General features: G+C 62.6%; 25 protein-coding genes. 5 read left to right on the top strand and 20 right to left on the bottom strand.

Translation table 11 applies throughout. The features are described 5' to 3' along the window. Positions 1–99: 99 nt before the first annotated feature. The 3 genes from MKZ91_RS18145 to MKZ91_RS18135 form a co-directional block, all read right to left on the bottom strand. Positions 100–738 carry a 5'-methylthioadenosine/S-adenosylhomocysteine nucleosidase gene (locus MKZ91_RS18145; RefSeq protein ID WP_336172460.1) on the bottom strand — a complete coding sequence of 213 codons (639 nt, stop codon included), beginning with the start codon at positions 736–738 and terminating at the stop codon, positions 100–102. Next, positions 735–1,187, bottom strand: coding sequence for a PaaI family thioesterase (locus tag MKZ91_RS18140; protein WP_336172459.1), 453 nt, complete (start codon positions 1,185–1,187; stop codon positions 735–737). The genes MKZ91_RS18145 and MKZ91_RS18140 overlap by 4 nt, the downstream gene beginning before the upstream one ends. 79 nt (positions 1,188–1,266) lie before the next feature. Then, positions 1,267–1,719, bottom strand: a complete 453-nt coding sequence (locus MKZ91_RS18135) for a TspO/MBR family protein (protein WP_336172458.1) — start codon at positions 1,717–1,719, stop codon at positions 1,267–1,269. Positions 1,720–1,802: 83 nt separating this feature from the next. Between MKZ91_RS18135 and MKZ91_RS18130 the strand changes: the two genes are divergently transcribed. Continuing rightward, a complete protein-coding gene (locus tag MKZ91_RS18130; RefSeq protein WP_336172568.1) occupies positions 1,803–2,357 on the top strand; it encodes a GNAT family N-acetyltransferase in 555 nt (184 codons plus the stop codon). A 13-nt stretch (positions 2,358–2,370) separates the two neighbouring features. Here MKZ91_RS18130 and MKZ91_RS18125 read toward each other — a convergent pair whose 3' ends face one another. From MKZ91_RS18125 to MKZ91_RS18080, 10 genes are all read right to left on the bottom strand, one after another. Next, on the bottom strand, positions 2,371–3,456 hold the full coding sequence (locus tag MKZ91_RS18125) for a DUF1513 domain-containing protein (RefSeq protein WP_336172457.1): 1,086 nt from the start codon (positions 3,454–3,456) through the stop codon (positions 2,371–2,373). A 97-nt stretch (positions 3,457–3,553) separates the two neighbouring features. Beyond that, positions 3,554–4,543, bottom strand: a complete 990-nt coding sequence (locus MKZ91_RS18120) for a magnesium transporter CorA family protein (protein WP_336172456.1) — start codon at positions 4,541–4,543, stop codon at positions 3,554–3,556. Between the two features lie 208 nt (positions 4,544–4,751). Continuing rightward, the gene (locus MKZ91_RS18115; protein WP_336172455.1) at positions 4,752–5,864 is read right to left on the bottom strand and encodes an imelysin family protein; all 1,113 of its coding nucleotides are present in this window, start codon (positions 5,862–5,864) and stop codon (positions 4,752–4,754) included. Beyond that, a complete protein-coding gene (locus MKZ91_RS18110) occupies positions 5,864–7,393 on the bottom strand; it encodes a di-heme oxidoreductase family protein (RefSeq protein ID WP_336172454.1) in 1,530 nt (509 codons plus the stop codon). The genes MKZ91_RS18115 and MKZ91_RS18110 overlap by 1 nt, the downstream gene beginning before the upstream one ends. Before the next feature lie 47 nt (positions 7,394–7,440). Beyond that, entirely contained in the window at positions 7,441–8,721 is a 1,281-nt protein-coding gene (locus MKZ91_RS18105; protein WP_336172453.1) for an imelysin family protein, read from the bottom strand. A gap of 189 nt (positions 8,722–8,910) precedes the next feature. Next, complete coding sequence (locus tag MKZ91_RS18100) at positions 8,911–10,200, bottom strand: RsmB/NOP family class I SAM-dependent RNA methyltransferase (RefSeq protein WP_336172452.1); 1,290 nt, start codon at positions 10,198–10,200, stop codon at positions 8,911–8,913. Positions 10,201–10,336: 136 nt separating this feature from the next. Continuing rightward, positions 10,337–10,711 (bottom strand): septal ring lytic transglycosylase RlpA family protein, encoded by a 375-nt coding sequence (locus tag MKZ91_RS18095; RefSeq protein WP_336172451.1) that lies wholly within the window; start codon positions 10,709–10,711, stop codon positions 10,337–10,339. 460 nt (positions 10,712–11,171) lie between these two features. Continuing rightward, positions 11,172–12,047, bottom strand: coding sequence for an SDR family oxidoreductase (locus MKZ91_RS18090; RefSeq protein ID WP_336172450.1), 876 nt, complete (start codon positions 12,045–12,047; stop codon positions 11,172–11,174). Next, on the bottom strand, positions 12,035–13,207 hold the full coding sequence (gene queG / locus MKZ91_RS18085; protein ID WP_336172449.1) for a tRNA epoxyqueuosine(34) reductase QueG: 1,173 nt from the start codon (positions 13,205–13,207) through the stop codon (positions 12,035–12,037). Before queG ends, MKZ91_RS18090 begins: the two co-directional genes overlap by 13 nt. Before the next feature lie 10 nt (positions 13,208–13,217). Further along, entirely contained in the window at positions 13,218–13,910 is a 693-nt protein-coding gene (locus MKZ91_RS18080; RefSeq protein ID WP_336172448.1) for a glutathione S-transferase family protein, read from the bottom strand. Between the two features lie 162 nt (positions 13,911–14,072). Between MKZ91_RS18080 and MKZ91_RS18075 the strand changes: the two genes are divergently transcribed. Further along, a complete protein-coding gene (locus MKZ91_RS18075; RefSeq protein WP_336172447.1) occupies positions 14,073–14,879 on the top strand; it encodes an undecaprenyl-diphosphate phosphatase in 807 nt (268 codons plus the stop codon). A gap of 216 nt (positions 14,880–15,095) precedes the next feature. Here MKZ91_RS18075 and MKZ91_RS18070 read toward each other — a convergent pair whose 3' ends face one another. The 7 genes from MKZ91_RS18070 to dnaN all read right to left on the bottom strand — a co-directional run bounded on the left by MKZ91_RS18070 (position 15,096) and on the right by dnaN (position 20,279). Beyond that, positions 15,096–15,257 (bottom strand): hypothetical protein, encoded by a 162-nt coding sequence (locus MKZ91_RS18070; RefSeq protein WP_336172446.1) that lies wholly within the window; start codon positions 15,255–15,257, stop codon positions 15,096–15,098. 238 nt (positions 15,258–15,495) lie between these two features. Then, the gene (locus tag MKZ91_RS18065) at positions 15,496–16,476 is read right to left on the bottom strand and encodes a complex I NDUFA9 subunit family protein (protein ID WP_336172445.1); all 981 of its coding nucleotides are present in this window, start codon (positions 16,474–16,476) and stop codon (positions 15,496–15,498) included. A gap of 120 nt (positions 16,477–16,596) precedes the next feature. After that, entirely contained in the window at positions 16,597–16,884 is a 288-nt protein-coding gene (locus MKZ91_RS18060) for a DUF1330 domain-containing protein (RefSeq protein WP_336172444.1), read from the bottom strand. 138 nt (positions 16,885–17,022) lie between these two features. After that, positions 17,023–17,727 (bottom strand): orotidine-5'-phosphate decarboxylase, encoded by a 705-nt coding sequence (pyrF, locus tag MKZ91_RS18055; protein ID WP_336172443.1) that lies wholly within the window; start codon positions 17,725–17,727, stop codon positions 17,023–17,025. Then, positions 17,724–18,317, bottom strand: coding sequence for a histidine phosphatase family protein (locus MKZ91_RS18050; protein ID WP_336172442.1), 594 nt, complete (start codon positions 18,315–18,317; stop codon positions 17,724–17,726). Before MKZ91_RS18050 ends, pyrF begins: the two co-directional genes overlap by 4 nt. A 4-nt stretch (positions 18,318–18,321) precedes the next feature. After that, positions 18,322–18,924, bottom strand: a complete 603-nt coding sequence (gene pmtA, locus MKZ91_RS18045) for a phospholipid N-methyltransferase PmtA (RefSeq protein WP_336172441.1) — start codon at positions 18,922–18,924, stop codon at positions 18,322–18,324. A 236-nt stretch (positions 18,925–19,160) separates the two neighbouring features. After that, a complete protein-coding gene (dnaN, locus tag MKZ91_RS18040; RefSeq protein ID WP_336172440.1) occupies positions 19,161–20,279 on the bottom strand; it encodes a DNA polymerase III subunit beta in 1,119 nt (372 codons plus the stop codon). Between the two features lie 255 nt (positions 20,280–20,534). On the opposite strand from dnaN, the gene rsmI reads away from it, so the two are divergent. From rsmI to MKZ91_RS18025, 3 genes are all read left to right on the top strand, one after another. Then, complete coding sequence (gene rsmI, locus MKZ91_RS18035) at positions 20,535–21,464, top strand: 16S rRNA (cytidine(1402)-2'-O)-methyltransferase (RefSeq protein WP_336172439.1); 930 nt, start codon at positions 20,535–20,537, stop codon at positions 21,462–21,464. Continuing rightward, a complete protein-coding gene (locus MKZ91_RS18030; RefSeq protein ID WP_336172438.1) occupies positions 21,454–21,819 on the top strand; it encodes a YraN family protein in 366 nt (121 codons plus the stop codon). The genes rsmI and MKZ91_RS18030 overlap by 11 nt, the downstream gene beginning before the upstream one ends. A gap of 161 nt (positions 21,820–21,980) precedes the next feature. Beyond that, positions 21,981–23,279 (top strand): extracellular solute-binding protein, encoded by a 1,299-nt coding sequence (locus tag MKZ91_RS18025; protein WP_336172437.1) that lies wholly within the window; start codon positions 21,981–21,983, stop codon positions 23,277–23,279. Positions 23,280–23,282: the final 3 nt, after the last annotated feature.

The raw sequence follows: 23,282 nt of genomic DNA, 5'->3' as shown, positions 1-23,282 counted from the left end.
ACAAGCTTGATCATGGCGAGCCTTTAATGAAAGCCCGCCATCAGCGCAACGATTCAATTGCACCCCGACAATTCCGGGGTTTCAGGGCGGGACGGGCAGCTAGAGCCGGATCGCGCCGCTCGAAACCGCATTCTCCAACCGGTCGATCACGGCTGCAAGCTTCTCGTCGATGACGTGAAGATACTCCGTCCAGTCGCTGACGTGCTTGAGTTCGGCCTTGCCGTCGGAAATGCCGCGCAGCGCGACCAGAGGAATGCCGAAAGACTGGCAGGCGCGCAGGACCGCGAAGGTCTCCATCTCGACCATGTCGGCGTCGATCGTCTCATAGGCGGCGCCCGAGACAATATTGGCGCCGGTCGAAAGCCGGGCTTCGGGTATGCCTGGGATCCTGAGCGGCAGTGGCACCACGGCCGGCAGGTCGAGAAACGGTGTTGCGCCCTTCTCGAAACCGAGCGGCGAGGCGTCCATGTCGCGATAGCCGACGGAGACGGCCTGGTAAACCTCGGTCTGTTCGAGAGTGGCCGCGCCGGCCGAACCGAGCGAGACGACCAGATCCGGCAGCGACCGCTCTGCTGACAGTTCGGCAAGCGTGCGCGTCAACACGACGGCAGCCTCGACCGGGCCAACGCCGGTCATCAGCGGTTTGATGCGCTCCTTGAGGTGCGGCCCATATTCGGCGTCGACGGCCATGACGTAGAGCACCTTGTGGCCGGCGACGTTTTTAATCGCAAAATTCATCCTTCGATTCCCTCGCGTCCGCGCACCACCATCATCGTTCCGGTCATCGAGGCGATCAGTTTGGCCGGCCCGTCGGCGCGGATCGCATAGCCGCGACCGTCCGAAACGATGATCGTCGAGCCGGGTTTGGTGACCTCGCCCCGGAAGAGGAAGCGCTCACCCCGCCCCGGCGAAAGCAGGTTGACCTTGAACTCGATCGTCAGGATCGAGGCGTCCGGGTCGATCACCGAATAGGCGGCATAGGTTCCGGCCGAATCCATGGCAGCCGAGATCACGCCGGCATGCAGGAACCCATGCTGTTGTGTCAGCTTGTCGTCGAAAGGCAGTTCGATTTCGACAGTGCCCTGTTCGACGAGCGTTAGCTCGGCGCCGATCGTTCGCATGGCCGCCTGCCGCGCGAAACTGTCGCGGATGCGCTTTCGGAAATCGGGGGGATCACGCTCGTCCATCAATGAGAAAAGCCCTTGTTGGCGGCATCATTGCCGGCACGTCGGCGGACAGTGGCATGGCCGCCAAGGCACGACAAGTTCAATTCATGAGGAAAATCGAACCGTTGAGCATGGTCGCGAAGGCCACCCAGGCGAGATAGGGCAGGAACAGCAGGGCCGAAATGCGGTCTCTCTGCCAGCTTGCCACGACGAACGTGATAACCGCAATCAGCAGCGCGATGATGACGATCAGGGCCGACGCGATGTCCTGCATGCCGAAAAACAGCGGCGACCAGAGGAAGTTGAAGATCATTTGCGCCAGCCACAAACGCATCGCGGCGCTGCGTCGATGGTCGAGAAACATACGAACGCCGGCGATGCCGATCATCACGTAAAGGACCGACCAGACCGGAGCGAAGATCCAGTTCGGCGGATTGAAGGTCGGCTTTTTGAGTGACTGATACCATTCGCCGGGGATGTTGTTGTAACCGATGAGAAGACCAAGGCCGAGAACGGCGGCGACAAAGACCAGATAGACGAGGGGTCTGTTCATGGCGCCGGCAGATAGAGCGCCAGGCAGCGTTTTCCAGCCGTCCGGCTGTTTCGAAGCGTCCATGTGTGACCTATATGAGTGCCATGAAGAGCTTCCGACGCATCGACATTCGGCCGGGCGCCCCCGACGACATCATGATGATAGCCTCCGTCATCGTCGAAACCTGGCGATCGACCTTCCGCGGGCTGATCTCCGACGCCTTCCTTGACGCCATGACTGTCGAGGAGCAGGCGTTGCGCCATGCCCGGCGCATGCGCGTCGCCGAGGTCTACCACTTGGTCGCCGTCGACATGAGCAGCAACAAGGTGATCGGCTTCGCCAACTATGGCAAAGCCCGCTCGATGCCACCGCGTTTCGATCGCGAACTCTATGCGCTTTATGTGCTCGATGAATTCCAAGGCGCCGGTATCGGCTCTGGCTTGGTGCGTAGTGTCGCTGCCCACTGCCGGGAGCTGGACGGGAAGTCATTGTTTGCCTGGGTGCTTTCCAGCAATCCGAACAGGGCCTTCTACGAGCATCTGGGCGCGGTTGCGGTCGGCCAGGGTCAGGTGAGCCTTGGCGGCGAAAATCACGAGCAGACCGCCTACCGCTGGGACAACCTGGCAAAGCTTGCCGGCGAGGGGCGCTTTTCGGCCTGAGCCGGCCTGTGCCCTATCCCAATCGAACGATGTGCTGATCCCAGGCGACGCGGCTTTGTTTTCGCTCGAAGTGGCCGTCATAGGAGGAGACGGCAAAGCCGTGTTCGGCGGCGGCGACACCCGCGGCATCGGCGACGCGCTCTTCGTTCAAGACCGCGCCGGTGCGGGCATCGAGCGTCACGGCGACGCCGCCTTTCGGCGACGTCAGACCAATCAGGCACTCGCGGCGGTTGACGGCGATCGCGCCGACATAGTTCGCCAGCGCCTCCGTCGTGTGTTGGGGCAAAGTCAGGAATTTGAGGTCCTCGCCCCTGGAGAAGGATCCAACCAACGGCGGCAGCTCGTTGCGCGCGCCTTCATACTGGCAGGCAAACCAGATTTCGCCCTTCGGGCCGATATCGACGTGCCGGGTCGACAGCCGGCTCAGGTCCGCGGGTAGCCCGTGCTTCTGGACGAGTGCGCCCGTCCTGGTGTCGACCAGCGTCAGGCTCGGCTCCATATGGTCGAGATTGAGCTTGGTGCGGCCGAAATCCGGATGGGTCTCGATGCCGCCATTGGCAATGGCGAGCAGGTGGCCATCGGCGGCAAGCGTCATGTCGTGCGGACCGATGCCATAGGTCGGGAATTCGCCGATGCGGGCAAATTTGTTGCTGCCATCATAGATGCCGACCATGCCGCGATTGGTGGCGAAGTCGTTTTCCGTGGCGTAGAGCAGCTTGCCGTCGGCCGAAAAGCAGCCGTGGCCGTAGAAGTGCCGGCCCTCTGCCGCGGTAATCACCACCGGTTCGGCCGTGCCGTCGGTCGCAAGGATCATTGCGTAGGTGCCCGGGCGACGGGCGAAGGCGACGGCGCGGTGGCTGACCGGCGAGTAGGCCATGCCGTGCGCCCGCGCCGGCAGCACCGTGCGGTCGATGATCTCGCCTGTCTCCGTCAGCGTCGCAACGCCGTAGCTGCCATTGGGCGCCATGAAGGCGGAGGCAAAGACCGCGTCCGTCTTGCCGAGCGCGAAGGCCCGGTCGGGCGCAAGGCCCGCTACCCAAAGGGCGCCCGCCATCTTCAGAAAACTGCGCCGGTCGATCAGACCCGTTGCGGCCGCCATGCCCTTGTCTCCAACACTGGAAATGCTCTGCCTGCAATTGTCGGACGGCGGCGCAAGGCGCCGCCGTTCACGCTAATCTGCTCCGGCGGTTCGGGTGTCAGAGCCAGCCGCGCCGCTTGAAGTAGAAATACGGCACGATCGCCGAAATCACCATCAGCATCAGTGCCGCAGGATAGCCGAACTCCCACTGCAGCTCCGGCATCACGCCGAAGTTCATGCCGTAGATCGAGGCGACCAGTGTCGGCGGCAGGAAGACGACGGCGGCGACCGAGAAGATCTTGATGATCTGGTTCTGCTCGAGATTGATGAGGCCGAGCGTCGCGTCGAGCAGGAAGTTGATCTTGTTCGACAGGAACAGCGCGTGATCGCCGAGCGACGTTGCGTCCCGTTGGATCAGCTTGATCCGCTGCCGGCTTTCCTTGCCCGCCTTGCGCGGCCCCATGCCTTCGAGCGCCACGTGATAGGCGACGAGCCGGCCGATGCTGACCAAGCTTTCGCGGATGACGGTCAAGAGATCACCCTTCTGGCCGATCTGCTCGATCAGCGACTGCAGGTCGCGCGTCTTCTTGGTGGCGCTGGCATTGGTCTTGCGGAACACCTCGCGCGAGATCGCGTCGACCTCGCTGCCGGCGCGCTCCAGCGCGTCCGCGGTGCGGTCGATGATCGCTTCCAAGAGGCCGAGCATCACCAGTTCGCCGCTCTCGCAGATCTGGCCGTTCGCCTTCTGGATCCGATGGGAGAAGGTCTGGAACGGCTTGGGGTCCGCATGGCGCACGGTAACCAGTGTCGTGCCCTTGAGGATGAAGGTCACCGGCACCTTGACCGGGTAGTCGCTGTCAAGCTTGGCGGCCGCCGTCATGGTCATGAACTCGGCGCCGTCTTCCTGGTAAAGGCGGTCGGAAAGCTCGATCTCCTGCATCTCGTCACGGGTCGGGATCTCGATGCCGAGTTGGCCCTCGACAAGCCGCGTTTCCTCAGGCGACGGATTGAGAAGATCATACCAGATGGCAGGGGTCGGCAAGGCGATGCCATCGAGCATGTCGACGAGCACGAGGTGGCTGTTCTGGCTTTTGAAGATGCGCAGCATTTTGGGCTCCATAGGGCGAGTCATCCGACCGCCTGAAGCCCTGATCAATCAGGACCGGACGGCCGTGAGCGTGAAGGCTCGACTTCGACTGTCGGGGTTCATTGTGAGTGGGTCCTTGTGGTGAAACGCGCCCGCGAGAGCGGACACGAGATGCGCTTTGCGCCCAAAAGCCGGGATTGTCAACACCCGCTCTGAAGGGCTGCTTTTGTCAGTCGCCGTCGGCAAACGAGAAGCCGGCGCCAAGCCCGATCGCGCCGCCGAAATCCTTGTTCAGGCGATCAAGAAGGTCGTTGGTGTTTAGCGAAAGGAAGGCAAGCTTGGCGCGCTTGTCCTCGTCGGCAAGGGCCGCGTCGATCGGGCCATCGATGTTTCCGGCCATGCCGATCACCGACTTGAAGACGAAATCGGCAGAGCCCGCGACCGAGCGGCTGTCGTCCGGCAGCAGGCTCTGCATGTCGGCAACGTCGAACAGCGCCTTGAGCCCCCGGACATTGCCAGCGATCGAGGCCATGGTGTTGCCGGAACGCCAGTAGATCGCGAGCTTCGGATGGCCCTTGTCATCCTTGCCTTCATAGAAGGGCTTCAGCCGCTGGTCCTTCACGGTCTCAACGCCATGGACGAGAATGCCGAGCAGTTCGGTCGCCGCTTCCCTGTTGTCGCGGAACTCGGGATTGTCAGGACCCGGATGCTTCCAGGCGGCCTGAATACCGTCCGGCTTCTGCCAGGCTGCCAGGAACTCGTTGGCGATTGCGTCGAGGTTCTTGGTGATCGCCAGGCCGTAGCGGCAGCGGAAGTCGCCGTCCTTGCTCGCAAGCACCTCGGCGTCGGTGCCGTAGAGCACGAACTCGAGTGCGCCCAGGCCCTGTGCGGCGACGCTCTTCCCCTTGAGCTTGGCTACATCGGTGGCGCTTTCGTCCTTCTTTGAGAGGATCGCCTGGACCTGCTTCAGGCCTGTGCTCTTGCGGTCGGGGTAGAAGAGGAAACGTTCGAAGCGGTTCTGCTCAAGCGCCGGACCGAGCCTGACAATCTCGATCACCGACCAGGCGCCAACCAGGTCGGAAAACGCGCCGCGCGCGTTCTCAAGCGCCGACTGTGACGGCGCTTGGCAGAGCTTGGCGGTTGCTTCGGTTGCCGCCGCAGTCTTCTGCGTGAGGTTGCGATAGCCGGGGATGATAAAATTATCGACGGCCTTGGCCATTACGGTCGGCACGGCAGTCTCGTTGACGACCCGGGGGGAAAGCGCGCTCCCCTCCTGTGCCAGTGCCGGAAAGGCGACGGCGCTCAAGGCGAGAGCAAGGGCGAATGATCGTATGCGGGACATCACAAGGACTCCAGGAATGCAAGGAGATTGCGACGATCGGCTGTGGCAAGGCCGACAAAGGCATCCCGGGCCTTCTGTCCTTCTCCGCCATGCCAGAGGATCGCTTCGGTGAAATTGCGGGCGCGTCCGTCGTGCAGCAGGAAAGTGTGACCGCTGACGGTCTTCGTCAAGCCGATGCCCCAGAGCGGCGGCGTGCGCCATTCGCGGCCGCTGGCGACGCCCACCTGCTGGCCGTCGGCAAGGCCATCGCCCATGTCGTGCAGCAGAAAATCGGAATAGGGCCAGATGAGCTGGAAGGACTGCGCCTTGTTGGCGGCGTCGCGACGGGTGACGAATTTCGGTCGATGACAGCTCGCGCAGCCGAGGTCGTAGAACACCTTCTTGCCGCCAAGGGTTTCGGCAAAACTCGCCTTGCGCCGAGCCGGCACGGCGAGGTTCTCCGAATAGAAGGCCAGGAGTTCGAGCACCGGATCGGGTGCCTCCGTCGCACCAAGCCGCTCCTGTACGCCAGTCGCCATCTTGAAGCATTTCGCCTGGGTGGGCGTGCAGTCGCCATGCGGCCGGTCGGCGTCGGGAGAAGAGATGCCGATATCGGTGGCAAGCGCGTCGGCGCTCTGCTGGCGCACCGTGGCATTCTGGGCTTTCCAGCCAAACCGCCCGAGCATAAGCGCACCGGTCTTTGCATCGCGCGTCAGTCCCGCGCGGCCGCTGATTCCGTCGCCGTCGCTGTCGTCGGGATCGGCGAGCGCCAGGACGTCCGCCTCATGGATCGCCTCGATCAGGCCAAGTCCGAGCATCGGCTGGGCCACGCGCGGCGACAGCGTCGTCGCCGGATCGAGTGGCCCGTAGGCGAGGTCGGCAACGGAATAGCTTGGTTGCCGCAAGGACGCCGTTTCGCCGTCGGGGAAGGTGAAGGGTTCTTCGGTATAGGTGATCGTCAGGCGCCCTTCGGCGACAAGACCGGGCACGGCGCTGTCCTGCAACTGCGCACCATAGGCCGGGTCGGGGAAATTGAGCACCTGTTGCGTCTCGACGCGCTGGCGTTCGGCGTCGTTGAGCGCCGGCCTCGCCAGCCGAAACAGCATCGAGGTCGTGTCGACCGCACCTTCCGGGGGGCGGCCGCGGCCATCCCTCGGGTGACAGCTCTGGCAGGCCCGGGCGTTGTAGAGCGGACCGAGCCCGTCGGAGGCCTGGGTAGAGGAGGGAGAGGAAACCCAGAGTTTCTCGAAGAAGGCATCGCCAAGCCTGAAACGCTCCTCGTCCTCGGATGCGAGATTGGCCGAGATATGCTCGAAACTGTTGGCATTGACCGGCGCGATCGAGGTGGTGGCGCCTCCGGACATGGCCTCAAACGTTTCTGCGCTGGTGAAATCGGTCGCCGGGCGGGTCACTGCCTCGACGCGGGCGCGGTCTGCCTTGCTAAGGTCTGTACGTTCTGTCGGAAGGCTGTCGCCGGCGGCAGCGGGCAGGGTGGTCGCAAGGACCTGAGCAACAAGTAACGCGAGAAGGCGAGGAGCGCCTGGTTTCATCAGGAGGATCGGGCCGCACCGTTGGCGGTGCGGCCCGCCTTTTCAGCTTATTGGAAAACAGCGTTAGGATTGTCCAAGCTGTCGGAACCTTCAAGCTCGATCGTGCCAAGATCGAGTGCCGCAATGACACGCTGCACAGTTTTCGCCTGGGCGATCAGCCCGTCGATCGCCGCCTGTACCGTGGCGTTACCCTCGGCATTGCCTTCGCCGATCATCTGGTCGTAGGCCTCGGTCGTCTCCGCGCGCTTGGCCATCGCCTGCATCTTCTCGACCGTGGTCGAAAGGTTGCCGGTCATTTCCTTGTCGAGTGCCGCATCCTTGGCAGCGACGAGTTCGGAAAGCGACGGACCGGTCATCTTCGTACCGTCGGTGCGGGTGTACTCGCCGGTATAGGCCGACTGGATACCGATCGCGTCGTGCAGATGCGAGTTGTGCGTATTGTCGGAGAAGCAGTCATGCTCCTCTTCCGGATCATGCAGCAGCAGGCCGAGCTTCATGCGCTCGCCGGCAAGTTCCCCATAGGAGAGCGAGCCCATGCCGGTGAGGATGGCAACAAGGCCGGCCTTCGGGTCGGCCTCGACGGCCTTGGTGGCGGCACCATCCGGCGTCCAGTTGGCAACCATTTCCTTGAGGTCGGAAACCAGCAGCTCGGTCGAAGCCTTCAGATAGGCGGCGCGGCGGTCGCAATTGCCGCCGGTGCAGGCCTTGGTGTCGTAGTCCGTGTAGGGGCGGTTGCCGGCGCCGGCCTTGGTGCCGTTCAGGTCCTGGCCCCAGAGCAGGAACTCGATCGCATGGTAGCCCGTCGCGACGTTGGCTTCGATGCCGCCGGCTTCCTGCAGGGTGCCGGCCAGGAACTCCGGCGTGATGTTGGAGGCGTCGACCTCCTTGCCGTCGATCTTGATCGTCTTGCTGGCAATGACATTGGCGGTGAACAGCGCGTTTTCGTCGCTCTCGGTGCCATAGCTCGGATCGACATAGTCGATCAGGCCTTCATCGAGCGGCCAGGCGTTGACCTTGCCTTCCCACTCGTCAACGATGGCGTTGCCGAAGCGGTAGACTTCGGTTTCCTGGTAGGGGTTGCGGGCCTTCAGCCACGCCTCGCGCGCCGCCTTCAGCGTGTCCTCGCTCGGCGTGGCGATCAGTGCGTCGACCGCCTTGTTGAGCGCTTCGGCAGTCGTCAGCGCATCCTCGAACTTGGCATGGGCGACGGCGGTGTAGTGCTTCACCACGGCTGCGGCATCGGTTGCGGCGCGGGCCGGCTGCAGGGCCAGCGCCGACGTTGCCGTCATGAGCGCCAGTGCGGCGCCGCGGAAGAAATTCTTTGTCATGACCCTCTCCTGTTGCTTCTTCGGCGCAGCCGAGCGAGCCCGCGGATGCGGCGTCGTTCAGGCGTCGGGCCAAAAGAAAAAGGCCCCGCCGGGCCTGCTTCTCATGAACCAAAAGCAAACTTGTGTCAAAGTGTATAGTTTAGAACGTTTTCAATCTGATGCGCGGGTTTTGACTGATGTCAAAACCCGTCAACCCTTGCGCTGCATCAGGCAGAAGAAGAAGCCGTCCGTGCCGGTCGAGGCGGGCGTCAGCGTCACGGTTTTCATGTCCGCGGACCAGGGCTGCGGCTTGTCGGTGCCGAACAGCTTTGCCCAGATGTCGGCGGCCGACAGGATCTCGAATTCCGGGTTGTCCTCGCAGAAACCGTAGACCTGGGTCTCGTTCTCCTCGGGAAGCACCGAGCAGGTCACGTAGATCAGGTGGCCGCCCGGGCGAACGAACTGGGCGGCACTCGCCAGCGCCTCTTCCTGCTGCGAGACGCGTTCTTCGAGGTTTTTCTGGTTGAGCCGCCATTTCGTGTCGGGACGGCGACGCCAGGTGCCGGTGCCGGTGCAGGGCGCGTCGACCAGCACGCGGTCGAAGCGGCCGGCAAGCGGCGCAAGACTGTCGGTGGATTCATGCACCTGGACATTGCGGGTGCCGGCACGCTTCAGCCGCTCGATGATCGGTGCGAGCCGCTTGCGGTCGGTGTCGTAGGCGTGCACCTGGCCCTTGTTGTTCATCGCCGCCGACATGGCGAGCGTCTTGCCGCCGCCGCCAGCGCAATAGTCGAGCACCTGCTCGCCCTCCTGCGGGAAGGCGAGGTCGGCGACGATCTGCGAACCTTCGTCCTGGACCTCGAACCAACCCTTCTGGAAGGAAAGCTCGGCGGTCACGTTCGGCAGGCGCGAGGCGCCTTCGCCGGCAGGAATGCGAATGCCGTTGCGGGCGATGGTCGCAGGCTCGGCGCCGCTGCGCTCCAGTGCCTTCAGCACCTTGGCGCGCGAGGCCTTCAGCGTGTTGGCACGCAGGTCGAGCGTCGGCCGGCCGGCCAGCGCCTTGGCTTCGTCGAGCCAGTCGTCGGAGAAGTTTTCCTCGAAGGAAGCCTGGACCCATTCAGGGATATCACCCTGCACATAGGCGGGCGCATCTTCGAGGCGCCGTGTCGTAAAGGCCTGCATGCGGTCGGCAGAGGGAGCCTCCGGCGCGAACTTGTCGCCATCGAGTTCGGCAGCGAGCGCCTCCGGGGTGAAACCCCATTGCCGGTACATCACGGCATGGCCGAGTGCTGCGGCGCTGTCGCTGTCCATCAGATAGGCGTGGGAGAGTTTCATGCGAAGGGCGTCGTAGACGATGTTGCCGATCGCGGAGCGGTCGCCGGAACCGGCGAAGCGGTGGGAGAGGCCCCAATCCTTGAGCGCGTCTGCGACCGGGCGCTTCCGCTTTTCGATATCCTCAAGAACCTCAATGGCTCCAGCGAGCCTGCCGCCCAAACGCATCTTCGATCAACTCCTTTTTCGCCGTGGTAACGGCGATGGCATCGAAGAGCAAGACGGCGGAGAAGATTAACCGCGAAGAACGGTCTTTCTCAAGTAAAGCCACCCGACGACCGGTCGGACAACAGTATATCAAAAATCAGGAATTGATGACGCGATAACAGATGCTGGCGTGGCCGGAGCGGACCATGCCGATCTGCGAGGCGGCTGCCTTGGAAAGATCGATCACACGGCCACGAATGAACGGCCCACGGTCGTTGATGCGAACGATCACGCTCTTGCCGTTGCGCTTGTTGGTGACCTGAACCTTGGTTCCGAATTTCAGGCTGCGGTGTGCGGCCGTCAGGTGAGCGGCATTCATGCGCTCCCCGGAGGCGGTCTTGGAGCTCAGCGCATACCAGGATGCGCCGCCGCAGCCGGCACCGGCTGCATGGCTATCGGAAACGGAAACGAGACCGATGGCGGTCGTGAACAGTGCTGCAGCGGCAGCCGTCTTGAACTTCGCTGGCGTCAAACTGGCGATCCCCTCGGTCAAACGGTTGTTTAAATTCTTCTAGGAACCGCTAATTGGGGCGAAAAATGGCGAAAACAAGCTTCAACCATTTACGTTCTATTAGGATTTATTAAAAAAGGACGAAAATTCAAAAACGAAGATCGTTTGAAATAGTTTAAATGAACCCCGGAAGTTCTTTGGAATCAGCGGTTGAACGCTGCCAGCCTTCCGCACGCAGGCTCAACTCAGTGGTAAACGAAAAATTTCATTAAAAATTTCGAATTGCACGAAATTTCTGGAATCCACATGGTCGAAAATTCATTACTAGCGCACAGGTTGTATTCAATTCGTCAAGTATCGAACGAATATCCAGAGAAAGTCACAATTGCGGCGCCTCCGCTCCCGCCGTTACTGACGATCTGACTGTCGGCTTGCTGTAATTCTAATGGGTTATGTTATCGCCCGGGCGCAGAGTTGCGTTTCACGCCTCGCGCCACGTGCCGGATTGCCAAAGCTGCGCAAGCGAAACGCGATAATCGGGATACGCGAATTCGAAGCCGGTGGCGCGCATGCGGGCATTCGAAACCCGCTTGTTTTCACCGTAGAAGGAGCGGGCCATCGGCGACAGCTCGGCCTCTTCGAACGGGGTTTCCGGTGGGGGCTCGACGCCCATCAGCCGCGCGGCTTCCGCAACCACGTCCTGCGGCGGCGCCGGCTCGTTGTCGGTGATGTTGAAGACGCCGCTCGTGCCGTTGTTGGCGAGGAACAGCGTGGCTGCGCCGATGTCTTCGACGCGGATGCGGTTGAATACCTGACCGGGCTTGATCAGCCGCCGGGCGGTGCCATTGGCAAGATTGCAGAAGGCGTTGCGCCCGGGACCATAGATGCCGGCAAGCCTGAGGACTGCGACGGGGATGTCTTTCCGTGCGCCGAAGGCGATCCAGGCATCCTCCGCCTCCACCCGCTCGACCGAACGGGCCGAAACCGGCTTGCGCAGCATGTCCTCGGTGACCCATTGCCCCCCGTGGTCGCCATAGACCCCGACCGTCGAGAGGTAACCGATCCAGCGAAGGTTTGGTGCCAGTTGCGCCAGGTCCGGGCTCGAGGCTCGGAACATCGGATCGCCGTCCCGTCCAGGGGCGATCGACTGGATCAGGTGCGTTGCCTGGCCGAAGGCAGCGGCAAGCTCGTCGGAAATCGTTTCGCCGTCGAAAACGAGCGGGCGGACGCCGGCCTTCTCCAGTTTCGCTGCCTTCTCGGCCGAGCGGGTCGTGCCGGTCACGCTGTCTGCCGTTGGAGCCATTGCGCGGGCGATCGCCGTGCCGGAATAGCCGGCGCCAAGGATTAGGACATGCATCGGCTCACTCCTGCCATCTGCCATTCGTTCAGGACCTCGTCGTCCGTCTCTGGCTCGCATTGTTCGGCAATTTGCGCAAGCGCTGCCGGCGCGACCAGTCGCGACAGCGCCCACACCGCCATCGCCCGTACCACCGGTGAAGTGTCGCCGATGCGCGCCATGACCACAGGAACCAGCGTCTGGTCACCGGAGTTGCCGGCCGCGATCAGCACGTTTCTGACGAAGCGGTCGCGTCCGATGCGCTTGACCGGCGAGCCCGAAAACAGGCTGCGGAAGCCGGGATCATCCAGGCTGAGCAGTGCTTCGAGCTTCGGTTCTTTCAGGTCCTCGCGTGCCTTCAGCTTCATTTCCGAGGCCGTCTGCGCGAACTTGTTCCAGGGGCAGGCGGCAAGACAGTCATCGCAGCCATAGATCCGGTTGCCGATCAACGGCCTGAGGTCGCGATCGATCGGCCCCTTGTGCTCGATCGTCAGGTACGAAATGCAGCGCCGCGCGTCGATCCGGTAGGGTGCCGGGAAGGCATCGGTCGGGCAGGCGTCGAGACAGGCGTGGCAGGAGCCGCAATGATCGCGCTCGGGCAGGTCGAGGTCGAGTTCGGCCGTGGTGAACAGACTGCCGAGAAACAGCCAGGAGCCGTATTCGCGGCTGACGAGATTGGTGTGCTTGCCTTGCCAACCGAGACCAGCCTTCTCGGCGAGCGGCTTTTCCATCACGGGCGCGGTGTCGACGAAGACCTTGACGTCCTCGCCGGCGCGGGCGGCAAAGCGGGTCGCGACTTCCTTGAGTTTGCCCTTGATGATGTCGTGGTAATCGCGGTTTTGCGCATAGACCGAGATCGCGCCGCGGTCGGCCTGCTCAAGAATACCGCGCGGATCTTCGTCCGGGCCGTAGTTCATCGCGAACATGACGACGGAACGCACTTCGCTCCAGAGCGTGCGCGGATCGGAACGCCGCTCGGCCGTGTCGGCGAGCCACTCCATGGTGCCGTGAAAGCCTTCGTCGAGAAAGTCTTTGAGCCGCGCCGGCGCATGCGGAATGGCATCCGGTCGCGTGACGCGACAGAGGTCAAAGCCCTTGTCGGCCGCCTCAGCCTTCAGAAAGGCGGTCAGCTTCAGCCGCCGCCGTTCCGCATTGTCTGCCTTGGCATCAATGCCGGGCACTGTCGTCGCCTCAGAAATCGAGATCCGCATAGTGCGGAACCGGGGTCACGCCGCGCACGCGCTCGGCAAGCAGCGGCCGGAACGAAGGGCGGGATTTCAGCCGCTGATACCACTCCTTGGCGCTCGGCGCGTCCGACCAGTCGATCTCGCCGAGATAATCGAGCACGGACACGGTCGCGGCGGCTGCAAGATCCGCATAGGAAATCCGGTCGCCGGCAAGCCAGGTGCGCGAGCCGGCAAGCCAGGAGAGATACTTCATGTGCTGGCGGATATTGGCGCGCGAGGTGCGCAGGATCTTGCTGTCGGGCGCGCCGCCGCCCTGGTCGGGCGTCATCTGCAGCTTGTAGATCCGCTCGCGTACCAGCGGCCGCGTGACGTCGGCCTCCATCTTCTGCAGGAACCATTCGACCAGACGTCGGATTTCCGCGCGCTGGAACGGGTCTTCGGCGAGAAGCCGGCGATCTCGCTTCATGATGCCGTTCGTCTCGTCGAGATATTCCGAGATGATCGTGGCGCCACAGAGCGCCCGCATGCTGTCATCGACATAGACGGGCAGCGTTCCGGCCGGGTTCAGCGCCAGGAAGTCGCGCCGGTTCTCCCAGGGCTGCTCCTCCGTCAGTTCCGTCTGGTAACCGTACTCCGACAGGATCAGGCGAACGAACCGTGAAGCGGCGGACATGGGGTGATGGTACAGTGTCGGCATCGATGATCTGGCTTCTCAGAGGCTTTTTGCTGGGGGCGTGAGCGTGGCGGCGCAAGCGTCTGGCCACGGCTCATGTGTTAGAGCTATAGAAATTTGCGGTGGCAAACACAAGCGAATCAGCCTTTTCCTCCCACTCCAAAACTTGTCAGGAAAATCTCATATATGGCGGATCAATCGATCATCAGCGCGCTCGTCCTTGGGCTTATCGAGGGCTTGACGGAGTTTATCCCTGTCTCGTCGACGGCGCACGTCCTCCTTGCCGGCCACTTTCTCGGTTTCAAGTCGCCGGGCAACACCTTTGCGGTGTTGATCCAGCTCGGTGCCATTCTGGCGATCCTGCTCGTTTATTTCCAGCGGCTTCTTTCGATCGCCCTGGCATTGCCCACAAGCCTCAAGGCGCGCCGCTTCGTCGTCTGCGTGCTGATCGCCTTCTTGCCGGCGGCCATCATCGGCGCGATCGCCCATGATTTCATCAAGACGGTGCTGTTCGAAACGCCCATGCTGATCTGCGTCGTGCTGATTGTCGGCGGCATCATCCTATACGCAATCGATCACCTGCCGCTGAAGCCGCGCTACACCGACGTGATGGACTATCCGCCGTCGCTGGCGTTGAAGATCGGCCTGTTCCAGTGCCTGGCGATGATCCCCGGCACCTCGCGCTCCGGTGCCACGATCGCCGGCGCGCTGCTGATGGGAACCGACAAGCGCTCGGCGGCAGAGTTCTCCTTCTTCCTGGCGATGCCGACGATGCTCGGCGCGTTCACGCTGGATCTCTACAAGAACCGCGACGCTCTCTCCTTCGACGATTTCACCCTGATCGCCGTCGGCTTCATCGCCGCCTTTGTGGCCGGCATCTTTGTCGTTCGCTCGCTGCTCGATTTCGTCTCGCGTCGCGGTTTCACGCCGTTTGCCATCTGGCGCATCATCGTCGGAACGGCGGGCCTGATCGGCCTCTGGCTGCTCGGCTGAGGGGGACCTTTATCCGATGTGAAAAAGGCGCGTCACTGGCGCGCCTTTTCTTTTGGCTCATGGCCAAGCCCAAAACAAAACCGCGTGCGTTTCAAGCTGAAACGCACGCGGCTCCTGGCCCCCGCCAATAACTTCAAATTTGCCCTTCCAAAGCAATTCCAGGAAAAGTGCGAAGCGGTTTTCCGTCCGGAACTGCGTGATCTAAAGGGCGCCGGCTTACTTGCCGGAAAGATCGATCGATGCCGTCGTGCATGGATCGACGCCATAGGCCGGTGCGCAATCCTTGCCGCTGCTCGCGACCGTGTTCGGCGCGATGAATGAGCCAGCCAAAATGATCAGTGCCGCACACGCAAAAAAGATTGCGATCGACTTGCCCATGGACGCCATGCCTTTCGAGATTGATGCTGCCGCCGCCGTCATGCCTTGGGATCGGGGCGCGAGGCGGTGTGTATTCGCTGGATATGTCATGATCAATATCAGGACATGTTGAATTTGCGGTAAATGCCATTCGTTTTCTTAACTGCGGCAGAACTGCAACGCTGTTGCTCGGATGCTACAGCAAAACGGCCGCAGGCGAATGCCAGCGGCCGTTGGAACAGGATGAAACCGGGTCGCGTCAGGCGGCGCGGCCGCTCCGGGTATACTGGCCCTGCGGGCGATAGCGCACCAGATAGGTCGGCAGGATCGGCTCCAGCATCGTCGGTTCGATGCCGATACCTGAAAGCGTGCGTCCTTCCGAAACCGCCTTTGCCGAGACGACATTGTCTGATTTCAGCAACACTACCTGGTCGGAGGTGAGCGGCGGCGCGACGAAGGGGATCATCGACGCGATGCTGCCGATGAAGGACGCGATGCCGAAGGGCAGCGACACCAGCGTGCGCTTGCGGTCGATCGTATTCAGAATGATCTCGAGACAGTCGCGGAAGCTCAATACATCCGGGCCGCCGAGTTCATAGGTCTTGCCCTTGGCGATCTTGCCGTCGACGGCGCGCGCCACGGCTTCGGCCACGTCGGTCACATAAACGGGCTGGAACTTGGTGTGGCCGCCGCCGATCAATGGCAGCACCGGCGAAAAGCGGGCCATGTCGGCAAACTTGTTGAAGAAGCCATCCTCCGGCCCGAAGACGATCGATGGGCGCAGGATGATCGCGTCTGGCAGCGTTTCGCGGATCGCAGCCTCGGCGCGGCCCTTGCTGCGGGCGTAGTGCGACGGCGAGGAGGCATCCGCTCCGATTGCCGAGATGTGCGTCAGCGTCGCGCCGACCGAGCGCGCTGCTTCCGCGACGGCGCGGGCGCCGAAGTCCTGCACGGCGTCGAAGGTGTTGCGGCCGCTTTCAAACAGAACGCCGACGCAGTTTATGACGTGGTCAGAGCCTTCGACGGCGCGATCGACCGACTTGCGGTAGCGCAGGTTGGCCTGGACGAAGGAGATCTGGCCGACATTGCCGAGTGGCTGCAGGTGGCCGGCAAGGTCAGGCCGGCGAACGGCGACGCGAATGCGATAGCCACGCTTGGCGAGCGCTCGCACGACATGACGGCCGACGAACCCGGATCCGCCGAAAATCGTCACCAGCGGCGGAAGGTTGGACAAGGTCATGGGACATGCACTCCTGATCGCAGAGGTAAGAATTGATTGCTACATAGCTGAAGTGCCGCAAGAGGTGAAGGCCAATCCATGCGACTTGCCGAAGCCAGCTGAAAGGCCGTCACTCAGGCGTCACACGCCTTCGACAACCACCATTTCGGCATCAGCGACTTCGTGGCGGATCGCCGCGGCAATCTGGTACTCTGGCGAATTATAACAGTCGTAGGCCGCCTGCAGCGAGGGGAATTCGATGACGACGTTGCGGGCGCGAACGCCGCCTTCCAGGCGATGGTAGTCGCCACCGCGGGCGAGGAAGTTTGCGCCGTATTTCTCGAAGGCAGGCTTGGCGGCTGCCACATAGTCCTTGTAGCGCTCCGGGTCGCGGACATCGACCCTGGCAATCCAGTATCCCTTGGCCATCTTGAGCTCCTCGTCGTTCTGCACTGAGGCTGACGGGAGTGTTTCTTCCGGCAAATTTAGGTTGAGGTCAAGCGGATCGCTACGCGCTGTCGCGCCGGCTGGCACGGGGCAGGCGATATCGGTGCAGGGGAACCCGCATTAGCGGGCAAGCGCACCGTTCATTTCCGCAAGAATGGCCCGGGCGGCGGCGAGCGGCTCAGCGGCTGCGACGATTGGGCGCGCGACGACGAGGTGGCTGGATCCGGCCTTCAGGGCCTCCGACGGCGTCATCACCCGCTTCTGGTCGCCCTTATCAGTGCCGGCCGGGCGGATGCCGGGTGTGACGAGCGCCATATCCGGTCCGATGATCTTGCGGACGGCCGCCGATTCTTCCGCCGAGCAGACGATGCCGCCCATGCCGGCGGCGCGCGCCTGTTCGGCCCGGCGCAACACCAGCGTATGCGGGTCGTATTCGTAGCCGGCGTCGATCACGTCCTGCTCGTCCATCGAGGTGAGCACGGTGACGCCGAGCAGGCAGAGATCGGAGCCCTTGGCGGCCTCGACGGCCGCCTTCATCGCCTTCGGGTAGGCGTGCAGGGTCAGCATCGACATGCCCATCTTGGCGATGTTCTCGACGCCCTTGGCGACCGTGTTGTCGATGTCCAAGAGCTTCATGTCGAGAAAGACCTCCTTGCCGCTTGCGGCAAGGTCTCGCGCGAATTCGAGCCCGCCGGCAAAGACCAACTGATAGCCGATCTTGTAGAAGGAGACGTCGTTGCCGAGCGTCGACACGATCTTCTCCGCATCCGCGATCGTCGGAAGGTCGAGGCCTACGATCAGTCTGTCGCGCGCGCTTTCGGTCATGTCGATATCCCCTGCCAGAATTCCATCGGGGTCCAGTCGCATGTGACGGACCGATCTGCAAGGCGGAAAGCGAAGAGGTTGCCGCCGCCGCCACCCTTCTGGTCGGCGGCGCGCGAGATCGGTGCGCCGAGGAGCCGGCATTTCAGCAAGGTGCCGACGCCGCCGTGACCGACGAAGGCGATCGGAACTTTCGGATCGTGACCTTCGAGGACGTTGAAGACGGCATCCGAAATCCGCCTCTGGGCGTCGATCGCACGCTCCCAGCCCTTGAAGCTCTCGGTGGGATTGGCGAAGAACCAGTCTGCTGCCTTTTCGAACTCCGGCGGCGGCAGGAAGCCGGTGGCCGAGCGATCGTTCTCGCCCATGGCATGCTGGATTTCGACAGTCACGCCGGCCGCCTCGGCGAGCACGTGCGCCGTTTCGATCGCCTTGGTCTCGTCGCTCGAAACGACCCGGCCGATCGAGCGCACCCAGGTCAAGCTGGCCGCCTTGGCCGCACGCTCGCGGCCAAGTGGTGAAAGTCCCCATTGGGGTACGGGTACGTCCGGATCGATCTGGACCTGCGGGTGCGTGACGTAGACGCCAAACATCCGGTCAGTGCGCCCGGCGATAGACCCAGAGCTGTGCCGGCGGGATATTGCGGACCACGAAGTCGAGGTGCTGGATGCTGTAGCGGTCCGGCATGGCGACGACAGGCGACAGCGGCCCATAGGAAATCTGGACGACCGGACGGCCGACCGGGATGCGCGACAGGAGGTCGTCGATCAGTTCGACGCGACGGTGCATCGGGAAGTTCAGAAGCGGCACAGCGGAAACGACGCTGTCGAAGGTCTGGTCCTTCAGCGCACCGAGCGTATGCTCCAGGTCGAATGCATCACCATTGACGAAGTTGACGCCGGCGAAGTTGGCCTTGAGCTGGTTGTAGAAGTCGGTGGAATACTCGACCGACACCAGGTTCGAAGCCGGCAGGCCGCGTTCCAGGATCGCCTTGGTGATGACGCCGGTGCCGGGGCCAAGCTCGAGAACGGGAAGGCCCGAGGCGGGATTGATGACGCTCGCCATCCGGCGCGCGGTGATGGAAGAGGTCGGCAGGATTGCGCCGACGGCCTTTGCGTTGCTCATCCACCCCTTGAAAAAGCGGATCTCCTCGTCGAACTTCCGTCCGAGCCGTTCCTTCACCTTGACGCGCAAATTCATTGAACCCCTCAAAACCGTTGTCCTCTCCTCGTACGGGCCGCCCGCCAAATTCCCCGCTCGCCGATTCGAGCTGGCTGGGGCGGCGATCATCATAATGTGTCCCCATCTGCGGCAAAAACAAGTCTATCTGCGCCTGAAAGAGTTCTCTTATCAACAGCCCCCAAATGCAGCGACCAACAAAAAACCCGCCACGCACGGGCGTGACGGGTTGGCATTTCGCGCCGCGTCAGGCCCGGTTAAACGCGCATCGGCATCAGCACGTAGAGTGCGTCCTCGGCAGCAAGATCACGAACGAGCGTCGGCGAGCCCGGATCGGCGAGCATGAAGATCGCGTCGGTGCCGGTCAGCTGCGAGGTGATGTCGAGCAGGTACTTGGCGTTGAAGCCGATTTCGAGTGGATCGTGTTCGTAGCCGACGGGCAGTTCTTCGGTAGCACTGCCGGAATCCGGATTGTTGACCGTTAGCGTCATCTGGCCATCGGTGAGCGCCAGCTTGACGGCGCGGCCGCGCTCCGACGAGATCGTCGAAACACGGTCGACGGCCTGGGCGAAGGACTGGCAATCGACGCGCAGTTCCTTGTCGTTGTTGGCCGGGATGACGCGCTGGTAGTCGGGGAAGGTGCCGTCGATAAGCTTCGATGTCATGACGATGGAGCCCATCGTCAGGCGGATCTTGGCGTCCGACACTTCGACCGTGGCGACGAGATCCGGGTTGTCGAGCAGCTTCTGCAATTCGCTGACGGTCTTGCGCGGGATGATGATGCCCGGCATGCCCTCGGAGCCGGACGGGGCTTCCACGTCGGCGCGGGCGAGGCGGTGACCGTCGGTGGCGACGGCGCGCAGCTTCAATTCGCCCTTGCTTTCCACCGTGTGGATGAAAATGCCGTTGAGGTAGTAGCGGGTTTCCTCGGTCGAGATCGCAAACTGGGTGCGATCGATCAGCATCTTGAGGTCGGTCGCCTTGAGGCGGAAGGAGTGCGAGAAGCTGCCGGCGGTGAGATCCGGGAAGTCGGATTGCGGCAGGCACTGCAGCGAGAACTTCGAGCGGCCGGAGGCGACCGTCATCGCCGTGCCCTCGGCATTGGTGGCGAGTAGCACTTCCGAACCGTCGGGCAGCTTGCGCACGATGTCATAAAGCAGATGCGCCGGTACGGTCGTTGCGCCGGACTGTTCGACCTGCGCCGGCGTCGCCTCGGTGATCTCGAGGTCGAGGTCGGTCGCCTTCATCTCAAGGCTTGCGCCATCGGAGCGCAAAAGCACGTTCGAGAGGATCGGGATCGTGTTTCGCCGCTCGACCACGCGGTGCACGTGGTTCAGCGATTTCAGGAGGTTGGACCGCTCGAGAGTAATGCGCATGGGATGCTACCGCTTTCAACCGTTGCCCGGCGGACGAGGCGCCCGCCTGAGCGTCAACTGCGAGTGTCCCGGCCGACCGACCGGAAAGATGTGGACCGGCAAAATGGCAGAAACATCGCCCGGAAAGCAAGGGGTTTGAGCGGGTCTGTCCCCAGATGCAACGCGCCGGCCCGCCGTGTGGCCCTTGCTCTGCCATGCCGGCTCACTCATAAAGACCGGACCGGCGCATCGGTGAGCACGATCAGGACGTTACAGGTGGAAAAGCAGAAAGCACCCGAACCATCAGAAGGACAGCGGCAACGCGGCTACCGTCTGCACAATGTCAGCGTGCCTGCCCGTCCGCTCGATGCGGCGCTCTATCTGGTAGCGACCCCGATCGGTAATCTCGGCGACATTACGCTGCGCGCGCTGGAAACGCTGGCCGGCGCCGACGTGCTTGCCTGCGAGGATACGCGGGTGACGCGCGTGCTTCTCGACCGCTACGGCATCACCAATCGTCCCTACGCCTATCATGAACACAATGCCGACGAGGCTGGGCCGCGGCTGCTGGCAGCCCTTGCTGAAGGGCGCTCGGTGGCTCTCGTCTCCGATGCCGGCACCCCGCTGGTCTCGGACCCCGGCTACCGACTGGCGCAACTCGCGATCGAGGCCGGGCACCGCGTGGTGCCCATCCCGGGGGCTTCCGCGCCGCTCGCAGCCCTCGTCGGCTCAGGCCTTCCGAATGATGCTTTCCTGTTTGCCGGCTTTCTGCCGACCAAGGACAAGGCCAAGCGCGATCGGCTGAGGGAGTTCGCCGCAGTGCCGGCGACCATCATGTTCTTTGAATCGCCGCACCGCATTGCCGCGACGGTCGCGGCCGCGGCCGACGTGCTGGGCGAGGGGAGAAAGGCCTCCGTCTGCCGTGAACTCACCAAAACCTTCGAGGAGTTTCGCCGCGGCACGCTCGGTGAGCTTGCCGCGCATTACGAGCAGGCGGGTTCAGTCAAGGGCGAGATCGTGCTCGTCATCGGCCCGCCGGACGCGGCTCCCGAGCCGGAAGCTGCTGATGTCGACGCGCTGCTTTCGCGCCTTGTCGCTGACATGCCGGCCGGAAAGGCGGCGACCGAGGCCGCCCGCCAGACGGGCCTGCCGCGCAAGGAGCTCTACGACCGCTTGCTGCAACTGAAGGAGCGCCATGGCGAGTGACGGCGAAAAGCGGCGGCTGAAGGCGCTCAGACGGGGACGGCTGGCGGAGTACCGCGCCGCGCTCTGCCTGTTGCTCAAGGGCTACCGCATCGTCGCCATGCGCCACCGCACCAAACTTGGCGAGATTGACATCATCGCCCGTCGCGGCGATCTCATTGCCTGCGTCGAGGTCAAGGCACGCCGCTCGACCGAGGATGGCGTCTTTGCCGTAACCGCAACGGCTGAGAGGCGCATCCGCGCCGCAAGTGACCTGTGGCTCGCCAAACAGCCCGACTTCAGCCGGCTTTCCGTGCGCTATGACATCGTCACGGTGACGCCATGGGGATGGCCGCGGCATCTGCCCGACGCCTTCTGACCCCGTCGCGAAGCGAGGCAAAATGATTGCTGTGTTCCATCCACACCCCATCCTGGAACATATTCGCGAATTTGTAATCGTTCCGACACAAAAGCGTAACTAGCCTGTCATTGAAGGTCACTAGTCCACTGCCATCCGCAACCCGGTGGAGAGGATTAGTCATGTTCAAGAAGTTTTCGCTCGCAGCCCTTACCCTTGCTTTCTCGGCAACCTCGTCATTTGCCGCAACCAACATTACCTGGTGGCACGGCATGGCCGGCCGCAATGGCGAAGTCATCAACGAAGTTTCCAAGAAGTTCAACGAAGCCCAGAGCGCCTGCGCGCTGACCCCGGTTTCCAAGGGCACCTATGAGGAAGCGCTTGCTTCCGGCATCGCAGCCTTCCGCTCGGGCGAGCAGCCGAATATCCTGCAGGTCTTCGACGCCGGTGCAGCCACCATCATCAACGCCAAGGGCGCGGTCATCCCGGCTGAAGACCTGATCATCAAGGCTGGCCACAACTTCGACCGCAACGCCTTCATCGACGGCGTGCGCTACTTCTACGCCGACAGCGAAGGCAAGTTCGTCGGCATGCCGTTCAACTCCTCCGCACCAATCATGTACATCAACGACGAAGCGCTGAAGAAGGCCGGCGTCGAAGCGCCGAAGACCTGGGAAGAATTCGAAGCCGTTGCGCCGAAGCTGAAAGAGGCCGGCTACATCCCGCTCGTCCAGTCGCAGCTCACCTGGCAGTTCACCGAAAACTTCTTCTCGCGCAACAACATCCAGTTCGCCACCAACAACAACGGCTATGACGCCGTCGTCGATACCGAGCTGAAGGTCACCGACCCGAACCTCGTCATGATGTTCGACAAGCTGAAAGCTTGGAAGGATGAAGGCTACTTCGCTTTCTACGGCGCTGGCTGGAACGACAACCAGAAGGTCTTCGAAGAAGGCAAGGCCGCCTTCTGGATCGGTTCGTCGGGCTCCTTCGGTGGCCTGCAGAAGACCGCCCAGATGCCGTTCTCGGCAACCTTCCTGCCCTACTGGGGCTCGATCAAGGGTGCGGGCACCAACTCCTTCATCGGCGGCGCTGCTCTCTTTGCCATGGCCGGCAAGTCGGATGAGGAAAACAAGTGCGTTGCCGATTTCTTCCAGTTCCTGACCTCGCCGGAAGTCCAGTACTTCTACCACAAGGCCACCGGCTATGTGGCCATCACCAAGGCAGCCTACGAGCTTGCCCAGAAGGACGGCTACTACAAGGAAAAGCCGGTTGCCGAAGTCGGCATCAAGCAGCTGCTGCTGCCGGCCGGCGAATGGTCGAAGGGCTACCGCCTCGGCTTCTACCCGCAGATCCGCGAAATCATGGAGCGCGAATACGGCCGCATCTTCTCGGGCGAAACGACCGTCAAGGACGCTTTCGACACGATCGAGAAGGAAGGCAACGAGCTGCTCGCCCGTTTCGCCAAGACGGCTGGCTGATTT

This window comes from Ensifer sp. MJa1, assembly GCF_037026475.1.
Classification (GTDB): Bacteria; Pseudomonadota; Alphaproteobacteria; order Rhizobiales; family Rhizobiaceae; genus Ensifer.
This window is presented reverse-complemented; position numbering and strand designations above follow the sequence as displayed.

What these genes read in the sequence shown, in the direction of transcription:
- MKZ91_RS18145 (WP_336172460.1), bottom strand. Translation starts at nt 738, where the DNA reads ATGAATTTTGCGATTAAAAACGTCGCCGGCCACAAGGTGCTCTACGTC.
- MKZ91_RS18140 (WP_336172459.1), bottom strand. Translation starts at nt 1,187, where the DNA reads ATGGACGAGCGTGATCCCCCCGATTTCCGAAAGCGCATCCGCGACAGT.
- MKZ91_RS18135 (WP_336172458.1), bottom strand. Translation starts at nt 1,719, where the DNA reads ATGAACAGACCCCTCGTCTATCTGGTCTTTGTCGCCGCCGTTCTCGGC.
- MKZ91_RS18130 (WP_336172568.1), top strand. Translation starts at nt 1,803, where the DNA reads ATGAAGAGCTTCCGACGCATCGACATTCGGCCGGGCGCCCCCGACGAC.
- MKZ91_RS18125 (WP_336172457.1), bottom strand. Translation starts at nt 3,456, where the DNA reads ATGGCGGCCGCAACGGGTCTGATCGACCGGCGCAGTTTTCTGAAGATG.
- MKZ91_RS18120 (WP_336172456.1), bottom strand. Translation starts at nt 4,543, where the DNA reads ATGCTGCGCATCTTCAAAAGCCAGAACAGCCACCTCGTGCTCGTCGAC.
- MKZ91_RS18115 (WP_336172455.1), bottom strand. Translation starts at nt 5,864, where the DNA reads ATGTCCCGCATACGATCATTCGCCCTTGCTCTCGCCTTGAGCGCCGTC.
- MKZ91_RS18110 (WP_336172454.1), bottom strand. Translation starts at nt 7,393, where the DNA reads ATGAAACCAGGCGCTCCTCGCCTTCTCGCGTTACTTGTTGCTCAGGTC.
- MKZ91_RS18105 (WP_336172453.1), bottom strand. Translation starts at nt 8,721, where the DNA reads ATGACAAAGAATTTCTTCCGCGGCGCCGCACTGGCGCTCATGACGGCA.
- MKZ91_RS18100 (WP_336172452.1), bottom strand. Translation starts at nt 10,200, where the DNA reads ATGCGTTTGGGCGGCAGGCTCGCTGGAGCCATTGAGGTTCTTGAGGAT.
- MKZ91_RS18090 (WP_336172450.1), bottom strand. Translation starts at nt 12,047, where the DNA reads ATGCATGTCCTAATCCTTGGCGCCGGCTATTCCGGCACGGCGATCGCC.
- MKZ91_RS18080 (WP_336172448.1), bottom strand. Translation starts at nt 13,910, where the DNA reads ATGCCGACACTGTACCATCACCCCATGTCCGCCGCTTCACGGTTCGTT.
- MKZ91_RS18075 (WP_336172447.1), top strand. Translation starts at nt 14,073, where the DNA reads ATGGCGGATCAATCGATCATCAGCGCGCTCGTCCTTGGGCTTATCGAG.
- MKZ91_RS18070 (WP_336172446.1), bottom strand. Translation starts at nt 15,257, where the DNA reads ATGGGCAAGTCGATCGCAATCTTTTTTGCGTGTGCGGCACTGATCATT.
- MKZ91_RS18065 (WP_336172445.1), bottom strand. Translation starts at nt 16,476, where the DNA reads ATGACCTTGTCCAACCTTCCGCCGCTGGTGACGATTTTCGGCGGATCC.
- MKZ91_RS18060 (WP_336172444.1), bottom strand. Translation starts at nt 16,884, where the DNA reads ATGGCCAAGGGATACTGGATTGCCAGGGTCGATGTCCGCGACCCGGAG.
- pyrF (WP_336172443.1), bottom strand. Translation starts at nt 17,727, where the DNA reads ATGACCGAAAGCGCGCGCGACAGACTGATCGTAGGCCTCGACCTTCCG.
- MKZ91_RS18050 (WP_336172442.1), bottom strand. Translation starts at nt 18,317, where the DNA reads ATGTTTGGCGTCTACGTCACGCACCCGCAGGTCCAGATCGATCCGGAC.
- pmtA (WP_336172441.1), bottom strand. Translation starts at nt 18,924, where the DNA reads ATGAATTTGCGCGTCAAGGTGAAGGAACGGCTCGGACGGAAGTTCGAC.
- dnaN (WP_336172440.1), bottom strand. Translation starts at nt 20,279, where the DNA reads ATGCGCATTACTCTCGAGCGGTCCAACCTCCTGAAATCGCTGAACCAC.
- MKZ91_RS18030 (WP_336172438.1), top strand. Translation starts at nt 21,454, where the DNA reads ATGGCGAGTGACGGCGAAAAGCGGCGGCTGAAGGCGCTCAGACGGGGA.
- MKZ91_RS18025 (WP_336172437.1), top strand. Translation starts at nt 21,981, where the DNA reads ATGTTCAAGAAGTTTTCGCTCGCAGCCCTTACCCTTGCTTTCTCGGCA.